Genomic DNA, 19,099 nt, shown 5'->3' with positions numbered 1-19,099 from the left:
ATAGATGAGTGGAAGGAAAACTCTTGTTGGAGCCTACAAGATTCATTAAAGTACCGTGCGGTTGTTCTTTTGCGGTTGGTGGTGCGGTACCGGAGGGCCGAAGGCCCGGAGGTGTCCTTTTGGATGTGCCCTTAGGCACACCTCCTAAACGGGAATTAGGGGCCCCCCCACCGATTTTCGAAGCGCCGCCGCTGATCGAGGGGAGCGGTCAGCTGGTGGTAAGTAACTCGCAAATAACCTTCAGGAATAAAAGCAGGAAACTGTTGCCGCCTCTAAAACGCCGGGAGAGTGATGCCTCTATCCAGTCGGGTGGTCAGGAGACAGCGCTGCGGGAACCGTTCAGGATGTCGAGGAGAGTTACCCCCGTACCCCACGCCATCGGTGTGCCGTCTCGCAGCTGCATCTTCGGCTGGCCCCAGCGAACGAGCCGCGACGAGTCGGCGGCGTTCTCGCCGAGGGCGTCGCGAAGGGCCATCAGGCCGTCCTGAAGGATTTCGCGGGCTTCCTCCATGTCCTTCGGCCGGTAGCCGAACCGGAGGATGATGCGAGGGTCGTCGTCGAGGTCGTCGATACCTTCGAGGTAGCGTTCGGCCCATTGCTCGAAGGCGGAGTCCTGTCGGGAGAGGCCTTCGACGGCGTTCGCGAGCTGGTCGCCGAGGCGGTCGATCTCCTCGGTGACCCAGCCGAAGTCCTCCAGGAGCTTGCCGGCGCGCTCGGCGAGTTGCTGGGCGACGTGCTGGCTCTTCAACTTCACTTCGTCGTAGTTGTGTTCGACGACGTCGTCGAGTCGCTGGAGGCTCCGGAGAATGGTTTCGTAGGTCTTCCCGGTGCGTTTGGCGAGGCCTTTCGGTGTTTGCGGGCCGCCGTCGGCGAGCAGTTCGGTGACGACCTGGGCGTCGGTGTCGCTGCGCTCCAAGTCGGTCATCTTGTTGAGCGCGCGCGTAACCATGTGCTCCTGCTTGTTCTCGATCACCGGGAGCGGATCGGGGACGAGACGTCGTTCGCGACGGTTCAGGTCGGGCTTGAAGACGTTGTCCTCGACGAAGACCTGGGCATCCGGCCGAGTGGGGATGTCGGCCCAGCGGAGGACGTTCAGGAGGACTTCGTCGAGTTCGCGCTCCATATCGTTGAGGCCGACGGCGTCGTCAGCAGCGCGGGCGTCGTCCTCGAGGGCACCGGCATCCCAGTAGACGGTCGTATCCGAGATGCGGCGCTGGAGAGAGACACCGACCTTCGGCTGTCGGAGCGGGTCATCCTCGTCGAGTGAGTCGGGGTTCTTGACGTGGTAGTGCTTGATCTCCTTGCCCAGCTGGTGGCCGTCGAGAAGACGACGGCAGCGCATGGAGCCGAGCGTGGTCGTGTGGTAGTAGCCTTCGCGTTTGGTGTCGTCGGCGACGCGCTTACGGTAGCCGCTGCGCTCGTCGGCGAGCAGGTAGGTCATCCGCTCAAGCGGGCCCTTGATGCCGATGATGCGGCCGCTCCAGCGCTCGTTGATGCGGACGTAGAGTTCTCCGTCGACGACGACGCTCCAGGGGGCGACGTTCGGCGGTGAGAGGTACCGCTTCCGGCTGTAGTCGCTGCCGCCGTTGACGCCGAAGGCCTGCATGGCCTTGTCGAGGAGTTCGGGGTAGGCGCCGGGCTCGAGGTTCGACCCTTCGGCGTCGACGTCGACGCCGGTCATCTGCCGGGGGTTGTTGACGTCGGTGCCGTCTTGGAGTTGGATGCCGGGCCAGCGCGGGCGGATATGGAAGCTGGCCTTTCGGAGATCGCCGGGGCCGTCGACCTGGAGGTGGAACTCGCGCGGGCGCTGAATCTGGAAGTCGGGGTTCGACCAGGGCTCGTAGCGCTTCTCCTCGGCGTCGGTCTCGCGATAGGTGAATTCGACGGTGAACGTCGTGTCCATGTACTCGATTTCGCGCGTGGGCGCCCCGTCGTGCCAGTCGGTCCGACGCATCAGCGAGTGGAGCGCGTAGTAGGGGTCGAGGCCGTGGCGTTCGAACTTGAGGTAGGCGCGGAACTCGTGCCAGGCGGTATCGACGAGATAGGTGTGCTGTTCCTCCGGCGTTTCACCCATCTCTTCGGCGCCCGCTCGGTCTTCTGGCGTCGGGAGGTCGGGTTCGTCTTCGGGTTGGGAGTCGGCTTCACTTTCGAGCTCCTCCCAATGGAGAGCGGATTCGCGGCAGGCATCGTGATGCTCGTCGGGGTCGGCGTAGCGGCGTGTTTCCCGGCAGAACCGGCAGGCCCACTTGCCGGTCGGTGTCTCGTCGCGAGTAGCGCGTGACTCGTCGTTCTCTTCCTGATCGTCGCCGGCGCTGGTCGGGACGTCGTCGCGGTCGCCGGCGTCGGGCCCGAGGAGGCCTTCGAGGATTTCGTCTGCTTGCTCGGGGTCGTCGGTGTCGTTGACGTCCTCGAGGCCGGGGATGTCTTTGTCGTCGCCGGCGTGATGCCGGTCGGTCATTCGGCATCACGCTCCTCGCAGTAGGTGATGCGACGGGTCTCGCTCGACGGGTTCTGGTCGACTTCGATTCGGTCGGCGGCATCGACGGCGCCGACGAGCGGTGTCAGCCCGATGTGGCGATCGTCGCAGTAGGTGCCTTGGCGCGCCCAGATGGCGTGGAGGCCGCGGTCACAGCCGGCGATGATGACGGCGATACCACTGTCGCGCTCGGCGACGAGCACGCTCGAGGAGCGGACGTCGATGATTTTCGATGCCTGCCGGCTGTTGGCGGCAGAAGCGAGGACGTTATGGGCGGTTTCATGGTCGAGAGACGGGGCCTTTGCGGAGGCCATCACCCCTCACCCCGTTCAGAGAGGGAAACGTCGATACCTGGTGCGTTGGCGGTACCGATTATGTGGGGTCGATTAATCGGGTTGAGCCTGCAGGTGTCTTGGTGGTCTGCAAACTCGGGATGTGGAACGAATTCCGTTGTACAGTACCGGCATTCGACACGAACCGCCATCAGTCGCTCACCCCCACGTCGAGGCCGCTGTGAAGAACCTCAGGCCAGGGGAGTTGAGCCGATTCCTTCGAATGGTGTTGCTTCCCGCAGGTACTCCATCGGTCGGCGAGGATGCCGTCGACGGCACGGGCGTTGATCAGGACGACTCGGTGGACTTCGACTTCGTCGGAGTCGTAGACGCCGAGGGCGTAGTAGCCGCCCTCATCGAGCAGCGCGTCGTGATTGGATTTTGAAAACCACCAACGGCCTCGGCGCCGCGCGGAGCCGTCGGAGATCCACTCGGCGCAGCCCTTTACCTCGACGAGGGCGCCGGCTACGATGCCGGTGACGGGTGTATCGGTGGTGGCGGTGGCATCGTAGTGCCTCGGGTCGTCGCCGTTGTTGGCGTCGTGATCGAGGTGCCACCGATTGCAGGCTTCCTGCTCAACGAGGAGACCGACCTCTTCGTTCTCGAGTTCGGCTTCACTCATCGAGCATCGCCTCCCCACCGCAGTTAGCGTGAACGACAGTCGAATCGCCGGTCCAGAGTTCGTAATCGTCGGTGGTCCAGACGAGATTGCCGCACTCGCCGCAGTCCCCGAGTCGGAGGCTCAACGTTCGCCACCCTCGTTCCGCTGCGCGAGTTGGGCGAGAACCGCTTCGTAGGTTTCCTCGACGGTCTCCTCGTTGACGTCGTAATCAGCGAGTTCGTTCTTGACAAGGCCCCGAACATTCGGGGCGATGCTCCCGTTGTTGTTCTTTCGAACGAACCCGGCGTCGATGAGGTCCGACATCCAGTTGTAGTGCGTCGAGTTCGGGTTGCCGTCGAGCCCGAGAGCGGCCTGTGCCCACGCCTTCTGGCTGTCGAGCGTTTTGCCGCGTGCCTCGATGAATTTCAGGAGCTTCTTCTCCTGCTCGGAGAGTGAGGCGGTCTTCTCGACGAGGCGGTCGACCGCATCCTGAACGAAGTCAGCGAGGATGTCGTCTTGGACGCCTCCACTACCAGCAGTATGCTCCGTCGACGCGTCGACCGATGAATGTGTCTCGGGCGATGTCGTCGGTTGCTCGAAGTCGACTTCGACGTCGAAGGTTTCGACGAGACTCGCGACGTCTTCGGCCGCACCGTCGAAAGCGGCGCGGAGTTCCTGCAGTTCCGCTTCGACATCAGCCAACTGGTCTTCCAGTTCGTCGCGCTCTTCGCGAGCAGCTTCGGCTTCTGCTCTGGCGTCCTCGAGGTCGGCCTCGAGTGCGTCACGTTTCGCTTTTAGTTCGTCTACGCGCTCCTGCAAGTCGGCGACGCCTTCACCAACATCTTGGACAGCGCCGCCACCGTTCGACCCAAGGTTTTCCAGCGCAGACGCGAGGCGGTCGGTGTCCTCGAGTTCCTGTCGAAGCTCCTCGTTTTCTTCCTCAAGAGCTTCATTCTTCTCGCGTAACCGCTCCAGTTCGTCTTCCCGCTCAGAACGCCGCTCGGCTTCCTCTTCGACTTCCTCTTGGATGTCCTTGAGGACGTCCGCGATTTCGTCGGGGGTCTCCGGGATCTCGAAGGTCTCCTCGCGAGGGTCTGGCGACGTCCGCTTTCTTACCTCGGTCGGTCCGACGAGGTCGCCATCGGTGATGGACTGACCACGGGCGAGAATCTCACCTGTCTCCAGGGAATCGAGTTGTTCTTCGGAGCAGCGAAGCGCGTCGGCAGTCCGGCCGAGATCCTCGTCACCTGGCTTGTGTGAGATGAAGTCCTGACACAGCTGGATGACGCCGTTGTGCAGGAAAGCGCGGCGCTGGTATCCGACGATGGCTGAAATTCCCTTGTTGCCGCCCTCGGTGGCGGCTTTGATGATCTGCCCGCGGCAGCGCTTTACGTAGTCGTCGAGTTCCGGTTGGGGCGCCGAGTCCTTCGGCGCGAGCATGTGCGCCTCGTCGAGAACCAGCAGCGATTTGGTCCGACCGCTGGAGCGGTACTTCTCGTGTGCACGGTCGTTGAGGGATTGGAGAGCCTTCGCCGCGGCGAGGTGAATGCGGCTTTTTTCGGCTTCGTAGTCGGCGTAGGTTGAGATGTCGACGAGGATCTTCATCCCGCGGTCGAGGACCCATTCACCAATTTTGTCGAGATCCTCGATGGCGACTGCGAGGTCGATTCCCTCCTCGTCGCGAGCGCCGACGACGGTGATCCGTTCGTCGACGAGGCGGACTGGTGTGAGTGCACCCAGTCGTTCGACGATAAGCGTCGGGATGGGGACGTCGGCGAGGTCCTCGAGGATGACGGCGAGGGTGTTGGACTTTCCAGTTCCCGAGGTGCCTTCGACGCTGAGGCGGAAGTCCTGGATGTCAACAGGGTCGAATTCGACCTCACCCAGCGTAACGACACTGTCGTCGCTCACAGGCCGTCACCTCCTTCGTGCGCGGCGCGCGCGTCGGGGTCGAGGCGCATCCAGCCGCGTTTCCGGCGGACGTAGCGAATCCAGTCGCCGAGGTCGCGCTCGCCGGGGACGCGCTTGACGTCCTGGACTTCGAGGTCGGCGTCGACGAGGATGACGCGGGCGGTGTCCTCGCTGCTGACTTCGCGGTAGAGGTGGCCCTGGCCGTGGTGGTCGATGCCGAGCCGGCTCCATTCCTGGCCGGCGTGGCGAGTCCAGGGTGGGAGGTCTTCAAGCTCGAGGAGCGCGTCGTCAGCGGCGAGGGCTTCGATGTCGGGGTCGACGGCGTCGGCGCGTTCGTCGATCCAGATGGCGAGGTGGAACGGGCAGAGCGTGATGCCCGTGGCGCCGAGTTGGTTCGGATGCGGAACCCGGACGACGGGGTCGTGCGGGCAGGGCGAGGGATGCTCGCACTCGTGATCGCTCGGGGACTCGCCGATCTCGGTGAGCGGCCCCTTCGGCTTGGCGAGCGACATCAGCGCTCACCTCCTTCGGATCGGTCAGTATCCGAGTCGAAGTACCGAACTATCCCACGCAGTCCGTGAATCAAGCCGTACTTAGGCGACTCGTCTACCTTCGGGTCTGTGGCGTTGTTCGCTCTAATCAGGTCGAACTTTATTTGCTCAATGCCGTCCGCAGATTGACCGATCTCGCTGTCGGTCATGGGCCACGGAACACCTCCCCGTTACCGGCGTCAGTGAAAGCGGCAGCTGACGGGTCTCGTTCGAATCCCTGTAGTGCTGCAAGATCCTCTCGAAGTTCGGCGATGGCTTCTCGCTGCCAGTCGTCTTCGCTTTTCTCGAGTGCTGTCTCGAGCTGGTCCCCAGCGCTGTCGAGGTAGTGTTCGACTGGTTTTCCGCCGTCGGCTATCGTGCCATCGCCACGATCGACGCCGTCATCTTCGCCGAAGCATTCGGGGTTCCCGCAGAGACTCCAGCGCGCGAACGCGAGAAGCGTTTGCGGATGGCAGGTTTTGAAGCGGTCCCCTCGGTGGTGCTCGCGACAGGCAGGTCGTGGGTCCTCGGCGGCGTCGCGTCGGCGGTGGATCTTCTTGGAGTACTGTTTCCGGGAGCGAACGCCGACGTCGGGGAGGTCCTCGGGTGTGGCCTCGAGGTCCTGCTGGGCGCTGTCGGCGCTCACGGGAAACACCTCCCGTCGTCGAGGGCAGGACAGTCCTGCCCGTCGGTGACGATGTAACCGCCGCAGTAGTCACAGACCGGGTGGTCGCCGACGGCCGCGCGGCTGTCGGCGGTGTTGGTCTGGGGGCGGCTCATGCCGCACCTCCCGCTATAGAGGGTTGAGTTAAGTACCTCTGATAGGAGGTAGAAACGCAATAAGGGAGTGGGTTCGGGCAGATTTGAACTGCCGGCCTCCTCCATGTCAAGGAGGTGTCATAACCAGCCTAGACCACGAACCCACGCTGGTGCTTGCCTGCACTCATTCATACCCCGGTGAAGTAATTGAACCTTTCGGAATAGCCCGCCGTCCGTCATTCTTCAACGTGGCACTATCGCTGCGCGACTGCTTCCGTGGAAGCGTCGGACATCGGGCGCTCCATGGCGTGAAACCCGTCTTTTGACTGGCTTATAAAAACTCCCGTATATGCCGGGCACAAGTGTGATACAGGGAAACGAGCAAGAAGGAATCAGAAATGGAATCGAGTACCGTCAGAGCAGCAATATCCTGTCTTCTCGCCGTCGTGATGGTTGTCGGGTTCACGGCCGCTCCTGCCGCGGCCGTCGACGGCGACGATGGGATTTCACTCGGCGACGACGATGACGTCTCGATCGACATCGGGGATGACTCATCGATCGACGACAATCTCTCCGTCGACGACTCGGTCGGCGATGTCGTCGAATCCCCGACCGACGAGGAGGTCGACGTCAACGACTCCGTCAGCGACGTAGCAACCGACGATACGCAGGCGGATGCCCAGGATAGTCCGTTGGGCAACGCGACGGACGAACCGTTCCCGGAGGAGGTTTGTACGGATGTTGGAGAGCAGGTTCAGGAGAACGTACCGCTTGAGCAGGTGCCGTGGTTCGATGACCTGCCGCAGGAGGCCCAACCGCCGGGCGTGCCGACCGACGTCGTGACGCCGCAGTCGATTGCGGCCATCGTCTTCGGTGCGACGCCGAACCAGTGTGAGGTTTTCGACCCCAACGACCCGCCGTACAACCCGGTGACTGGTGACGACGAAGTCGACCCGGCCTACGACGAGGAAGTCCAGTACATCGGCGAAAACGACGGGGGCGTTCTCGGTGTCGTCCTCTACGAGGCGACGCTGAACGAGTCGGGCAACGGCCCTGGTGCCTCCGGATTCGTCGCTCTCGGTGCGAATCCCCAGTACGGGGACAACCACTTCCGGTTCGCGGTCAGCGATGGGGAAAAGGAATACGCGGTTGAGCCGCGGTTCCGATACTGGGAGGACGGTCGTATTTACACCTACACGGACGTTGAGTTGCTGAACAAGCGTCTCGGTGTTGAAGTCAGCTGTGACGGTGAGGAGTGCCAGCCCGGGACGCGTGGCCTCCCGACGTTCGTCGAGTATCCCTCCTTCCCCGCCCCTACCGGTGATGATGGTGGGGACGGCGAAGAGGACGGCCCGTTCCCGAGTGAGGTCTGCACGGACCTGGGCGACCGGGCTCAGGAGAACGTGCCGTTCGAGCAGGTGCCGTGGTTCGACGACTTGCCGCAGGAGGCCCAGCCGCCGGGCGTGCCGACGGATATCGTGACGCCGCAGTCGATTGCGGCCATCGTCTTCGGCGCGACGCCGAATCAGTGTGAGGTTTTCGACCCCAACGACCCGCCGTACAACCCGGTGACGGGCGATGACGAAGTCGACCCGGCCTACGACGAGGAAGTTCAGTACATCGGCGAAAACGACGGCGGTATCCTCGCCGTGGTGCTCTACGACGCGACGTTGAACGAGTCGGGCAACGGGCCCGGCGCCTCCGGCTTCGTCGCTGTCGGCTCGAACCCCCAGTACGGGGACAACCACTTCCGGTTCGCGGTCAGCGACGGGGAAAAGGAATACGCGGTTGAGCCGCGGTTCCGATACTGGGAGGATGGTCGCATTTACACCTACACGGACGTTGAGTTGCTGAACAAGCGTCTCGGTGTTGAAGTCACGTGTGATGGCGAGGAGTGCCAGCCCGGGACGCGTGGCCTCCCGACGTTCGTCGAGTATCCCTCCTTCCCCGCCCCTACCGGCGACGAATAACGGGGCTGTTTTCGCTTTTGTCTTTTCCTCCCATCAGCGCTAGCCGTAGCGACAGGCTTATACTGGTGTACTGATTTGTACATTACGACTCAGTATTGACCATTGGTGTTCAGCATGAAGGAGTTCATTCGACGAGTTACTGACGGTGAAGACCTCACGCAGGCGGAGGCGCGTGACGCAGCATCGCTGGTGTTCGAGGACGCGACGGAGGCACAGATCGGTGCGCTTCTGACCGCCCTCCGAGCCAAGGGCGAGACCGAAACGGAAATCGCGGGCTTCGCCCAGGGGATGCGGGATGCGGCTCGGACTATCGCTCCCGACCGCGAACCGCTCGTCGACACCTGTGGGACCGGCGGCGACGGCCACGATACGATCAACGTCTCGACGACGAGTTCCTTCGTCGTCGCCGGTGCCGGCGTCCCCGTCGCCAAACACGGCAACTACTCGGTATCCTCCTCGTCGGGAAGCGCCGACGTGCTCGAGGAACTCGACGTCACCATCGACGCCGAACCGCCGGCCGTCGAGCAGTGTATCGAGGACATCGGCATGGGCTTCATGCTCGCGCCGGTGTTCCACCCGGCGATGAAGGCGGTCATCGGCCCGCGAAAGGAACTCGGGATGCGGACCATCTTCAACGTCCTTGGCCCGCTGACCAATCCCGCGGGCGCGGACGCACAGGTCGTCGGCGTCTACGACCCGGACCTCGTGCCCGTCCTCGCGAACGCGCTCTCCCAGATGGCCGTCGACCGCGCACTGGTGGTTCACGGCGCCGGTCTGGACGAAATCGGCGTCCACGGCGAGTCGAAAGTCGCCGAAGTCGATGGCGATACCGTCGAGGAGTACACGGTTCGGCCCACGGACCTCGGCGTCGGCCGGTATCAACTCGAAGACGTCGCCGGCGGCACGCCCGAGGAGAACGCCGCGGACCTCAAAGGTATCCTCGAAGGCGAGGTCGGCGGCGCAAAGCGGGATATCATCCTCGCGAACGCGGGCGCGGCGATTTACATCTCCGGGGAAGCCGACAGTCTACAGGCGGGCGTCGACGCCGCCCGCGAGTCCATCGAGTCCGGGGGCGCAGCGGAGCAACTGCGGGCGCTCCGCGACTTCGAGCCATGACGCGCGTGAAGGTCTGTGGCATCACGACTCGCGAGGACCTCGACGTGGCCGTCGCGGCGGGCGCCGATGCGGTCGGCTTCATCGCCGACGTGCCAACCGATACCCCCCGAGAGATTCCGGCCACCCGTGCGGTCGAACTCGCGCGTGCCGCGCCGCCGTTCGTGACGACGGTACTGGTGACGATGGCCGAACGCCCCGAGGCGACCGTCGACCTGGCCTCACGCGTCCAGCCGGACGTCGTCCAGGTTCACGGCGACCTCTCGCCCGGCGACCTCGCCTTTCTCTCGGCGAAGATTCACGGTGACGTCATCAAGGCGGTCTCGCCGGAGGACGCGCCGAAGTATGACACCGTCGCGGACGCGTTGCTCATCGACTCGCTGGACGAATCGGGCGCCGGCGGTACGGGCGAGACACACGATTGGGACCGGGCGGCTGAACTGGTCGAATCCCTCGATTCGCCCGTCGTGCTCGCTGGCGGATTGACACCGGAGAACGTCGGCGAGGCCGTTCGTCGCGTCGAACCGTTCGCCGTCGACGTCGCAAGCGGCGTCGAAGCCGACCCCGGACGCAAGGACCCCGAGGCGGTTTCGGCGTTCGTCGAGGCGGGAGGGAAACGGCCGTGATTTCCCGCGAAGCGTTTGTGGAACTGGCGGGCGAGGGGCCGGCCGTCGTTCGGGCCGTCGCGGAGCTGGACGCGTCGACGGAACCGCTGGCGGCCTACGCGGCGGTCACCGGGCGAACGACCGGCGTCGAGGCCGGCGACCACGCCTTCCTGCTGGAAAGCGCCGAGAAGGTAGCTTCCAGCGACCCGGACGGCGCCTTCACGGCCGGCCACGGCGCCGATAAACACGCCCGGTACTCGTTCGTCGGCTACGACCCCGCGGCCGTGGTGACCGTCAACGCCGAGGATGGGACGTCCATCGACGTCGTCGACGAACGCTACGAGGGCCTGCTGTCGCCGAACGGCGGCGACACCGTCGACCAACTGCGAGCGTCCCTGCCGGACCTGCCGTTGCGGAACTTCCCGGAGACGGACCGCCAGCAGTTACAGGGTGGACTAGTCGGGTTCCTCTCCTACGATGCCGTCTACGACCTGTGGCTCGACGAAGTGGGGCTGGAGCATCCCGACTCGCGGTTCCCGGACGCGCAGTTCATCCTCAACACGAAGACGCTGGTCTTCGACGATGCCGCGGACACCGTCTCGCTGGTGTTCACGCCTGTCGTCCGTGAGGCGGACGACCCCGGTGCGATTTACGACGACCTCCAGGAGGAGGTCGAGCGTGTCGAGGGCCTGCTGGCTGACGCCGAGAACGTCGAGACGGGAGGCTTCCGACAGGTCGCAGAGCGGGCCGGCCCGCAGGACGACTACGAGGAAGCGGTTCGAACCGCGAAAGAGCACGTCCTCGATGGCGACATCTATCAGGGCGTCATCTCCCGGACGCGCGAACTCGACGGCGATATCGACCCGCTGGGGCTCTACGAGGCGCTTCGTGAGGTCAATCCCTCGCCGTACATGTACGTTCTCGATTACGACGACCTCTCGGTGGTCGGCGCCTCCCCCGAGACGCTCGTGTCGGTGCGGGGCCGCGAGGTGATGAGCAATCCCATCGCGGGCACCTGCCCGCGCGGCAACAGCCCCGTCGAGGACCGACGACTCGCGGGCGAGATGCTCGCGGACGGTAAGGAACGGGCCGAACACACGATGCTCGTCGACCTCGCGCGCAACGACGTCCGCCGGGTCTGTGAAGCCGGCAGCGTCCGCGTCGAGGAGTTCATGAACGTCCTCAAATATAGCCACGTCCAGCACATCGAGTCGACGGTGACCGGCCAGTTGCGCGCGGACCGCGATGCCTTCGACGCGACGCGGGCCTCCTTCCCCGCCGGGACGCTCTCGGGGGCGCCGAAGATCCGCGCCATGGAAATCATCGACGACCTCGAAGAACGGCCCCGCGGCCTCTACGGCGGCGGCGTCGGCTACTATTCGTGGACCGGCGACGCCGATTTCGCCATCGTCATCCGAACCGCGACGGTCGAAGACGGTGCCGGCGTCGACGATACCGACCGCGTGACCGTACAGGCAGGCGCGGGCATCGTCGCCGATTCCGACCCCGAAAGCGAGTTCGAGGAAACGGAAAAGAAGATGGACGGTGTACTGGCCGCGATAGACCGGATTCGGGGGTCCGACCCTGAGGAAATCGAGGAGGTCTCGCAATGACGCGCGTCCTCTTCATCGACAACTTCGACTCCTTTACGTACAACCTCGTGGAGTACGTGAGCCAACACGAGGGCACGGAAACCGAAGTCCTTCGGAACACGGCCTCCCTCGAGGACGTCCGGGCCGTCGACCCGGATGCCATCATCATCTCCCCCGGCCCCGGCCACCCGAAGAACGACCGGGACGTCGGCGTGACGATGGACGTACTGCGAGAGGTCAGCCCCGAGGTGCCGACCCTCGGAGTGTGTCTCGGCCTCGAAGCCGCCGTCTACGAGTACGGCGGCTCGGTCGGCCGCGCGCCCGAGCCGATTCACGGCAAGGCCTTCCCGGTCGACCACGACGGCGAGGGGGTCTTCGCGGGCCTGGACGATGGCTTTCAGGGCGGCCGCTATCACTCCCTCGTCGCACTGGAGGTTCCCGACGTCTTCGAGGTGACGGCAACCACGGACCACGAAGGCGAGGAGTTAGTGATGGGGGTTCGGCATCGTAAGCACCCCATCGAGGCCGTCCAGTTCCACCCCGAGTCGGTGCTGACGGCGGTTGGCCACGACGTCATTGCCAACTTCCTGGCAGGCGTCGAATAGCTCCGGCCCGCAGGTAGGTCCGTATCCCGGCCGGATTTCACACGTCGGCGACAGGGCGTGCACTACGACATTCTAGTACTGGAAACTGGTCGAAAAGAAGGCGAACGAGTTTTATAAGGAATATTATACTTGCTGGAGGTCACGGCCACGAGCGCGTTTTGTGTCGTGACCATACGACGGTGTGAAGATTGGTCACGGGATTCCCACGTGAATCGATACACCTGTGCAACAGCTGATTGCAACCCCCGCTTATTTCCAATGGAAACAGCGCTTCTATCCCTCGGTTTCGGGGGTTGAACTTTCACTTTCACTTCGGTCTACCCATTCTTATAAGCATCCCAACGAACAACACATGTCGTACGCGCAAGGGCACGCGCACACTCATCTCCGCTGGAAACCACTAGTGCCCACAACCGGTATCGAATTTCCGACAAGAACCCTTCCGAGATGCCAAGGGTTATTGGGCATCCCACAGTACGCAAACTCCGTCATAGATGACCCGCGCCATCACTTTCGTTAGCCGAGGAATCGTAGGGGAACAAGCCGCACGTCGCCGGAGGGCCGAGTAATGTCCGGGGCCGACCTTTCCGCGGACGAGATTACGCTGCCCGTCAAGCGGACCGAGGGCGACACCCTCGAGGACCGACTCACGGGCAACGCCTATCACAACATCCTGCCGGCCCGCTATCTGCGCAAGGACGCCAACGGCGACCCCATCGAGGAACAGGAGGACCTCTTCGACCGCGTCGCCAAGAACATCGCGCTGGCCGAGGCCGTCTTCGAGGCCGAAAAGCAGGGCCTCGACGTTACGGTCACCCCCGACCTGCTCAAGCCCGACCACCCGCGCCGCGACGAACTCGCCGCGGAAGTCTTCGGCACGGGCGTCACCGCCGACGACGACGCCGAGACGACCCTCTCCATTTACAACGTCAACAAGTTCGCCTACGAGACGCTCGTCCCCGAACTCCCCGACGACATCCGCGAACACGTCGAGGAGACCGCCGACGAGTTCCAAGAGCTGATGGAACGGCTCTCCTTCATGCCGAACTCGCCGACGCTGATGAACGCCGGCGACGAACTCCAGCAGCTGTCGGCCTGTTTCGTCGACTCCCCGAAGGACGACATCGACGACATCCACCAGACCGCCAAGGAGGCCGCACAGGTCTTCCAGTCCGGCGGTGGCATGGGATATGCGTTCTGGCGGCTTCGCCCCTACGGCGACGCGGTCGGTTCGACCGGCGGCATCGCCTCCGGGCCCATCACGTTCATGCGGACCTACGACCAGATGTGCGAGACCATCGCCCAGGGCGGCGCCCGGCGCGGGGCCCAGATGGGCGTCATGCGGGTCTCCCACCCTGACGTCATCCAGTTCCTCCACGCCAAGAACAAGGACGTCTCGCTGGCGGAGACGCTGCGACTGAACGACCCCGACGACTTCACGCACAACTCCTTCGCGGACGCTCTCGAGGAGGCCCGCGAACTCATCGACGACGAGGGACGCGTCCCCAAGCACCTGCGGAACGCCGTCGAAGGCCACCTCTCGAACTTCAATATCTCCGTCGGCATCACCGACGACTTCATGGACGCCGTCAAGAACGGCGAGGAGTTCACCTTCACCAACCCCCGAACCGGCGAAGCCCACATCGCGACGCCCGAAACGAAGGAACTCTACGACATGTTCGACATGGGAGAGCACGTCGAAGTCGGCGAGGAACTCTCCGTGCCCGCCGAGGAACTGTGGGAACACATCGTCGAGGGCGCCCACGAGAACGGTGAACCCGGCGTCGTCTACCTCGAACGTATCAACAAACAGCACTCCTTCGACGTCGAGGAACACCCCGACCACCGCATCCTCGCGACGAACCCCTGCGGCGAACAGCCGCTCGAAGAGTACGAGGCCTGTAACCTCGGCCACATCAACCTCTCGACGCTGGCCGCCGAGGACTCCCCGGACTGGCGCGTCTGGAACGAGCGCCACGGCGACGAGTACGCCTCCACCGAGGACGCCGTCGCGGCGTTCCTCGAGGAGTCTATCGACTGGGACGAGTTCGACCGACGCATCGAGATGGGCACGCGTTTCCTCGAGAACGTCGTCACGATGTCGGACTTCCCGGTCCCACAGATCGAGGAGAAGGTCCGCGAGATGCGGAAAATCGGCCTCGGCGTCATGGGGCTGGCCCAACTGTACATCCAACTCGGCATCAAGTACGGCAGCGACGAGGGCAACGAGGTCGCCCGACAGGTGATGCGGCACATCAACCACGGCTCGAAGTCGGCTTCTCACGAACTCGCCAAGGAGCGCGGTAGCTTCGACGAGTGGGACAAATCCAAGTACGCCAACCCCACCGAATACCGCGAGTGGTTCGAGAAGCAGACCGGCCTCGACGCGGACAACTGGGAGGACGGCTTCCCGATTCGGAACCACAACACGACGACCATCGCGCCGACCGGCACCACCTCGATGGTGGGCAACACGACGGGTGGCTGTGAGCCGATTTACAACGTCGCCTACTACAAGAACGTCTCCGACGACGTGCAGGGCGACGAGATGCTCGTCGAGTTCGACGACTACTTCCTCCGCGTGCTGGAGGAGAACGGCCTCGACGTCGAGGCCGTCAAGAAGGAAGCACAGGAGCAGATGGCCAACAACGAGTTCGACGGCATCGACGGCCTCGAAACCGTCCCGGACGCCATCGGCGAACTCTTCGTCGTCACCGGCGACCTCTCCGCGAAGCAGCACGCCGGCGTGCAGGTCGCCTGTCAGGAGGGTGTCGACTCCGCCATCTCGAAGACGGTCAACGCGCCCAACGACTCCACCGTCGAGGACGCCAAGGAAGTCTTCGAGTACATCTACGAACACGGCGGCAAGGGCGTCACCTACTACCGTGACGGCACCCGCTCGAAGCAGGTGCTGACCACCCGCGCGAAGAACGCCGAGTTCTCCGACATGGACGAGGCCGAGGCGGCCGAAGCCATCGTCGAGAACATTCAGGAAATCTTCGGTGACATCGAGGGCTTCCTCGACAGCGAGGAGGTCGCCGCGGCTCTCGAAACCGACGTCGAGAGCCTGCTTGACGTCGAGGTCGACCTCGGCAAGAAGCGCCCGCGGCCCGACGTCCTCCACGGCGTCACCCAGCGCATCGATACCGGCTACGGGAAACTCTACGTCAACATCAATGAGGACCCCGAGACAGGTCGGCCGTTCGAACTCTTCGCCAACATCGGCAACTCCGGCGGCTTCACCGCCTCCTTCACCGAGGCGCTCGCGAAGACCATCTCGACGGCGCTTCGCTCGGGCGTCGACCCCGAGGAAATCGCCGACGAACTGCAGGGTATCCGGTCGCCGAAGGTTGCCTGGGACAAGGGCGAGCAGATTAACTCCATCCCTGACGCCATCGGCACCGCGATGCGCCGCTACCTCGACGGCGAGGTCGACAAGGCCTACCCCGACCAGGCCACCCTCGACCAGACGGCCCAGCAGGTCGAGGAACGCGAGGAAGCAGAGCGTGACGCTGCGGCGCCCGAGACGGACGGCGGTGAGGCGAGCGCCGTGAGCCGATCCTCGTCGGACGCGGGCGCGTCCGACGGTGGCGCAGTCTCCGCTTCCGGTTCGGCTTCCCAGTCCGCGGAATCGCCGAACGACGACACCGGCGACACCCAGTCGCTCATCGACTCCGGCGAATCCCCCGAATGCCCCGAATGCAGCAGCATGACGCTGTACTACTCGGAAGGCTGCAAGACCTGCGAGTCCTGCGGCTGGTCCGAGTGCTAAGGCGGCCCCGCTAACGAGCGACGCGGCTTGTCATCGCTTTTCCCGTTGAGTTCGGCCGTGGGTTTTATTCGGATGCGACGGATTCCAACGTATGAATTCGTGTTGGGTGTTGGCAATGGACGGTAGGGAACGGTCCGGATGTGTGGGCATCCGCCCGTCGACGGGTCGGTGAGCGACCCATGGCAGCCCAATCGACGATAGCCGCGCTGTATGGTATTTCCGCGCTATCGACGGTCGGTCTCGGTTACATCGTCCATCGGCACGGCCGGAAACCCGGGGCGATACCGCTGTTGGGCAGTATCGTCGGTGCCGGCTGGTGGTGTACCGCGCTGTTTCTCGCCAGCCTCACGGCCGATTACACCGCCTCGATGTGGCTCCAGCGGAGCGTCTACGTCGGTGTCGTGGTCGTCGTCGCCTCCATCTTCCTGTTCGGCCTCGAATACACGGGGCGGGAGTACCTGATAACCCGACACACGCTCGCTGTGCTGTCGATTCACCCGCTCGCGGTGCTGGTCATGATTACGGCCAATCCGCGAGCGCTCTTCTTCGAGTCAATCGCGTCGGACCCGGCGTCGGTGACCGGCGTCGCTATCGCGTTCGGTCCCGCGTTCTGGGTGCATACGACCTACTCGTATCTACTCGTCAGCATCGCAGCCCTGCTGGTCGTCGGCCTGCTCTATCGGGCGCCGGCCCTGGATGCGGCCCAGTACGTCACCGTCTTCGGCGCCATCGCTGCGCCGACCCTCGCGAACTTCGCGTACATCGCCGGGCAAATCGGGTTCGACGCCGCGCCGCTCGGCTTCGTCGCCTCGGCGGCGCTGTTTACGGTCGCCATCACGCGCTATCAGTTCATCGACCTCGTGCCCATCGCGCGGGACCGGGTCCTCGACGACATCAACGACGCGGTGTTCATCGTCGATGCGGACGGCCACCTCGTCGACGTCAACGCGGCGGGTCGGGAACTCGCCGACGAACTCCTCGACGGGGCGGCCGAGACAACTCTCGTTGGCCGGGAACTCGATACCGTCCTCGAATCGGTGCCGGAAGCCCAGCGCCTCTATCGGCGACTCCGAAACGCCGAGACCGAACAGGAGGTCGACCTCACCATCGAGGACTCGCATTTCCAGATCACGGCGACCCCGATGTCCGGCGGGCGGGGCCGCCCCGTCGGGTGGCTGTTCCTCGTTCGGGACGTCACCGAACGGGAGCGCCGCGAGCGCCAACTCCGGGAACGGAACGAACAACTCGACCAGTTCGCCAGCGTCGTCAGCCACGACCTGCGCAATCCGCTGACGGTCGCCCGTGGCTACACCGACCTCACTCGGGAGACGGGCGACCTCTCACATCTCGATGAGACCGATGCCGCCCACAAGCGGATGGAGACGATTATCGACGACGTGCTGGCGTTGGCCCGTGGCGGCGACGACGTGACCGACCTCTCGCCGACGGACCTCCGGGAGACCGCGGAAACCGCATGGCAGAACGTCGACTCGGGCGACTGTAGCCTCCGAGTCGTCGACGACGCGACGCTTCTGGCCGACCGGGCACGACTCGTTCGCCTCTTCGAGAACTTCTTTCGGAACGCCGTGGAACATGGTTCCACGAGCCCTCGCTCGTCCACTCGCGAGGACGCTGTCGAGCATGGCGCTACAAATACGGCGACGAAGACATCGGAACCCGGCACCTCGACGGCCAACATCAGTCGGGACGGGGGTGCCACACTCACGGTGACCGTCGGCCCAACCCCGGACGGCTTCTACGTCGCCGACGACGGCCGGGGCATCCCGGCGGACGAACGCGAGCGAATCTTCGAGGAGGGCCATTCGACCAGTAGCGCCGGAACGGGCACCGGGCTGACCATCATCCAGCGTATCGCGAAGGCTCACGGCTGGTCCGTCTCCTGTACGGGGGCCGAAAGCGGCGGTGCCCGCTTCGAAGTCTCGGGTGTCGAACGAAGCGAGGACTGAACCGGAGTGGGGCAGGCTTATTCTCCCGCGGTGTGAGGAGCGGACAATGACCGACGGCGAGACGGGCGGCCGGCCGTGTCCCATGTGCGAGCGGCCGATGTACGAGCGCCATTGCAAGTACGTCTGCCCGCAACACGGCGTCGTCTACGACTGCGCTGATACCTTCTATTAGGCCCCGGCGTTGCCCACGATACGGCGATAGGCCGGCCCTGACAGCGCGAGCAGGACCGCAAGCGCGAGGGCGGTTCCGAGCAAAAGCGGGTCGGCCGAGGCGCCTGCGGTGGTCAACTCGCCCATCGATGCCCCGAGGAGAACGGCGGTCACGACCCACGGCGACTCGCCGATAACGGTGCCGAGGACGTAGGGGCGGAGCGGGACGCCGGCGAGGCCGGCGGCATAGGAGACGGGGTCGGTCGGAAGCGGGGCGAGGCGGACCGCGACGATACCGCGGAGGTCGCCGGTCGTCTTCCGGACGAGGCTGCCGGCGTCGCCGACCCGGGCGAGCATCCCGGCGTCGTGGCCGAGATAGCGGGCGAGCGTGTAGGCCGGCAGGGCCGTCAGGACGGCGCCGCCGAGTGCAATGGGGATGGCGATGGGACCGAACAGGTAGCCGAGGAGAATCGAGAGCGCGCTAATCGGCCAGGCCAGCGCGGGACGGACGAGATACAGGCCGCCGAGCGCGAGCGCAAGGAGGACCGGTCGGGCCGCCAGCGCCTCCGCGTGAGCGAAGAGCGCCGACGGCGATGTCGACAGGGCGGCAGCGCCGGCGATGGCAACGACGACGCCGATGCCGACCAACTGACGTGCGGTCGCGCGGTTCACGTCGGAGGAAGCAACCCGCAGGACAAACCTCTTGTGGTGGGGTG

18 protein-coding genes and 1 tRNA gene are annotated in these 19,099 nt (G+C 64.4%); 8 read left to right on the top strand and 11 right to left on the bottom strand.

Features of this window, described 5'->3' with window-relative positions; translation table 11 throughout:
- Positions 1 to 313: 313 nt before the first annotated feature.
- From HWV23_RS03360 to HWV23_RS03320, 10 genes are all read right to left on the bottom strand, one after another.
- Positions 314 to 2,458 (bottom strand): DUF7845 domain-containing protein, encoded by a 2,145-nt coding sequence (locus HWV23_RS03360; RefSeq protein ID WP_178289010.1) that lies wholly within the window; start codon positions 2,456 to 2,458, stop codon positions 314 to 316.
- A complete protein-coding gene (locus HWV23_RS03355; RefSeq protein WP_178289009.1) occupies positions 2,455 to 2,790 on the bottom strand; it encodes a hypothetical protein in 336 nt (111 codons plus the stop codon). The genes HWV23_RS03360 and HWV23_RS03355 overlap by 4 nt, the downstream gene beginning before the upstream one ends.
- A gap of 169 nt (positions 2,791 to 2,959) precedes the next feature.
- Positions 2,960 to 3,430, bottom strand: a complete 471-nt coding sequence (locus HWV23_RS03350; RefSeq protein ID WP_178289008.1) for a PD-(D/E)XK family putative nuclease — start codon at positions 3,428 to 3,430, stop codon at positions 2,960 to 2,962.
- Complete coding sequence (locus HWV23_RS17155) at positions 3,423 to 3,554, bottom strand: hypothetical protein (RefSeq protein WP_281362689.1); 132 nt, start codon at positions 3,552 to 3,554, stop codon at positions 3,423 to 3,425. Before HWV23_RS17155 ends, HWV23_RS03350 begins: the two co-directional genes overlap by 8 nt.
- A complete protein-coding gene (locus tag HWV23_RS03345; protein ID WP_178289007.1) occupies positions 3,551 to 5,320 on the bottom strand; it encodes an ATP-binding protein in 1,770 nt (589 codons plus the stop codon). The genes HWV23_RS17155 and HWV23_RS03345 overlap by 4 nt, the downstream gene beginning before the upstream one ends.
- Positions 5,317 to 5,832, bottom strand: coding sequence for a hypothetical protein (locus HWV23_RS03340; protein ID WP_178289006.1), 516 nt, complete (start codon positions 5,830 to 5,832; stop codon positions 5,317 to 5,319). The genes HWV23_RS03345 and HWV23_RS03340 overlap by 4 nt, the downstream gene beginning before the upstream one ends.
- Complete coding sequence (locus HWV23_RS03335; RefSeq protein ID WP_178289005.1) at positions 5,832 to 6,020, bottom strand: hypothetical protein; 189 nt, start codon at positions 6,018 to 6,020, stop codon at positions 5,832 to 5,834. Before HWV23_RS03335 ends, HWV23_RS03340 begins: the two co-directional genes overlap by 1 nt.
- Positions 6,017 to 6,496, bottom strand: coding sequence for a hypothetical protein (locus tag HWV23_RS03330; RefSeq protein WP_178289004.1), 480 nt, complete (start codon positions 6,494 to 6,496; stop codon positions 6,017 to 6,019). The genes HWV23_RS03335 and HWV23_RS03330 overlap by 4 nt, the downstream gene beginning before the upstream one ends.
- Positions 6,493 to 6,630 (bottom strand): hypothetical protein, encoded by a 138-nt coding sequence (locus HWV23_RS03325; protein WP_178289003.1) that lies wholly within the window; start codon positions 6,628 to 6,630, stop codon positions 6,493 to 6,495. Before HWV23_RS03325 ends, HWV23_RS03330 begins: the two co-directional genes overlap by 4 nt.
- A gap of 68 nt (positions 6,631 to 6,698) precedes the next feature.
- Positions 6,699 to 6,773, bottom strand: a tRNA-Val gene (locus HWV23_RS03320).
- A 234-nt stretch (positions 6,774 to 7,007) separates the two neighbouring features.
- Between HWV23_RS03320 and HWV23_RS03315 the strand changes: the two genes are divergently transcribed.
- From HWV23_RS03315 to HWV23_RS17150, 8 genes are all read left to right on the top strand, one after another.
- A complete protein-coding gene (locus tag HWV23_RS03315) occupies positions 7,008 to 8,579 on the top strand; it encodes a hypothetical protein (protein WP_178289002.1) in 1,572 nt (523 codons plus the stop codon).
- A gap of 114 nt (positions 8,580 to 8,693) precedes the next feature.
- Positions 8,694 to 9,695, top strand: a complete 1,002-nt coding sequence (trpD, locus tag HWV23_RS03310; RefSeq protein WP_178289001.1) for an anthranilate phosphoribosyltransferase — start codon at positions 8,694 to 8,696, stop codon at positions 9,693 to 9,695.
- Entirely contained in the window at positions 9,692 to 10,318 is a 627-nt protein-coding gene (locus HWV23_RS03305) for a phosphoribosylanthranilate isomerase (protein WP_178289000.1), read from the top strand. Before trpD ends, HWV23_RS03305 begins: the two co-directional genes overlap by 4 nt.
- Entirely contained in the window at positions 10,315 to 11,910 is a 1,596-nt protein-coding gene (gene trpE / locus HWV23_RS03300) for an anthranilate synthase component I (RefSeq protein WP_178288999.1), read from the top strand. Before HWV23_RS03305 ends, trpE begins: the two co-directional genes overlap by 4 nt.
- Positions 11,907 to 12,494 carry an anthranilate synthase component II gene (gene trpG / locus HWV23_RS03295; protein WP_178288998.1) on the top strand — a complete coding sequence of 196 codons (588 nt, stop codon included), beginning with the start codon at positions 11,907 to 11,909 and terminating at the stop codon, positions 12,492 to 12,494. The genes trpE and trpG overlap by 4 nt, the downstream gene beginning before the upstream one ends.
- 568 nt (positions 12,495 to 13,062) lie before the next feature.
- The gene (locus HWV23_RS03290) at positions 13,063 to 16,266 is read left to right on the top strand and encodes an adenosylcobalamin-dependent ribonucleoside-diphosphate reductase (protein WP_178288997.1); all 3,204 of its coding nucleotides are present in this window, start codon (positions 13,063 to 13,065) and stop codon (positions 16,264 to 16,266) included.
- A 179-nt stretch (positions 16,267 to 16,445) separates the two neighbouring features.
- A complete protein-coding gene (locus tag HWV23_RS03285) occupies positions 16,446 to 18,233 on the top strand; it encodes a sensor histidine kinase (RefSeq protein ID WP_178288996.1) in 1,788 nt (595 codons plus the stop codon).
- 46 nt (positions 18,234 to 18,279) lie between these two features.
- Positions 18,280 to 18,405: an HVO_2523 family zinc finger protein gene (locus HWV23_RS17150; RefSeq protein WP_281362688.1), complete on the top strand. Its 126-nt coding sequence runs from the start codon at positions 18,280 to 18,282 to the stop codon at positions 18,403 to 18,405.
- On the opposite strand, the gene HWV23_RS03280 is transcribed toward HWV23_RS17150, so the two are convergent.
- Complete coding sequence (locus tag HWV23_RS03280; RefSeq protein ID WP_246282722.1) at positions 18,402 to 19,055, bottom strand: TVP38/TMEM64 family protein; 654 nt, start codon at positions 19,053 to 19,055, stop codon at positions 18,402 to 18,404. The genes HWV23_RS17150 and HWV23_RS03280 overlap by 4 nt on opposite strands.
- Positions 19,056 to 19,099 lie beyond the last annotated feature (44 nt).

The organism is Natronomonas halophila (assembly GCF_013391085.1).
Classification (GTDB): Archaea; Halobacteriota; Halobacteria; order Halobacteriales; family Haloarculaceae; genus Natronomonas; species Natronomonas halophila.
The sequence above is the reverse complement of the archived record's forward strand: the minus strand, read 5'-3'. Positions and strand labels throughout refer to the sequence as shown.

Excerpts from the sequence above, each read along its gene's own strand:
- HWV23_RS03360 (WP_178289010.1), bottom strand. The coding sequence starts at position 2,458 with ATGACCGACCGGCATCACGCCGGCGACGACAAAGACATCCCCGGCCTC.
- HWV23_RS03355 (WP_178289009.1), bottom strand. The coding sequence starts at position 2,790 with ATGGCCTCCGCAAAGGCCCCGTCTCTCGACCATGAAACCGCCCATAAC.
- HWV23_RS03350 (WP_178289008.1), bottom strand. The coding sequence starts at position 3,430 with ATGAGTGAAGCCGAACTCGAGAACGAAGAGGTCGGTCTCCTCGTTGAG.
- HWV23_RS03340 (WP_178289006.1), bottom strand. The coding sequence starts at position 5,832 with ATGTCGCTCGCCAAGCCGAAGGGGCCGCTCACCGAGATCGGCGAGTCC.
- HWV23_RS03335 (WP_178289005.1), bottom strand. The coding sequence starts at position 6,020 with ATGACCGACAGCGAGATCGGTCAATCTGCGGACGGCATTGAGCAAATA.
- HWV23_RS03325 (WP_178289003.1), bottom strand. The coding sequence starts at position 6,630 with ATGAGCCGCCCCCAGACCAACACCGCCGACAGCCGCGCGGCCGTCGGC.
- HWV23_RS03315 (WP_178289002.1), top strand. The coding sequence starts at position 7,008 with ATGGAATCGAGTACCGTCAGAGCAGCAATATCCTGTCTTCTCGCCGTC.
- trpD (WP_178289001.1), top strand. The coding sequence starts at position 8,694 with ATGAAGGAGTTCATTCGACGAGTTACTGACGGTGAAGACCTCACGCAG.
- HWV23_RS03305 (WP_178289000.1), top strand. The coding sequence starts at position 9,692 with ATGACGCGCGTGAAGGTCTGTGGCATCACGACTCGCGAGGACCTCGAC.
- trpG (WP_178288998.1), top strand. The coding sequence starts at position 11,907 with ATGACGCGCGTCCTCTTCATCGACAACTTCGACTCCTTTACGTACAAC.
- HWV23_RS03290 (WP_178288997.1), top strand. The coding sequence starts at position 13,063 with ATGTCCGGGGCCGACCTTTCCGCGGACGAGATTACGCTGCCCGTCAAG.
- HWV23_RS03285 (WP_178288996.1), top strand. The coding sequence starts at position 16,446 with ATGGCAGCCCAATCGACGATAGCCGCGCTGTATGGTATTTCCGCGCTA.
- HWV23_RS17150 (WP_281362688.1), top strand. The coding sequence starts at position 18,280 with ATGACCGACGGCGAGACGGGCGGCCGGCCGTGTCCCATGTGCGAGCGG.